General features: G+C 59.9%; 1 pseudogene. It reads right to left on the reverse strand.

Going from position 1 to position 274, the window contains the following annotated elements:
• Nucleotides 1-274 (reverse strand): annotated as a pseudogene (locus ACRHNM_RS16735) (hypothetical protein); the annotation flags it as partial.

Raw genomic sequence — 274 nt, forward strand, 5'->3', positions numbered from 1 at the left:
GGTCGTCCATGCCGTAAATGGTCGTATTGAACTGGTCGTGGGAGCGGATGGTCATCAGCAGCAATTCGTCCGGTGCCAAATGGTGCTCCGGCAAGGGGTTGCAGGTGATTTGCGCTTTGCCCCCGGGCAGGCTGCTGAAATCGAGATCCCGAACATTGTTGGGCAGGTAGTATCCGGCGCCTTCCGGGCGCCGGGACGTATCCTTGAACCCCTTGGCCACCCGGTCGATGGCACTTCCTATTTTTCCGTAGTCCCCGCCAAATTCCCCCCAGGG

Source organism: Psychroserpens mesophilus (genome assembly GCF_050617655.1).
In the GTDB taxonomy this organism is placed as follows: domain Bacteria; phylum Bacteroidota; class Bacteroidia; order Flavobacteriales; family Flavobacteriaceae; genus Psychroserpens; species Psychroserpens mesophilus_A.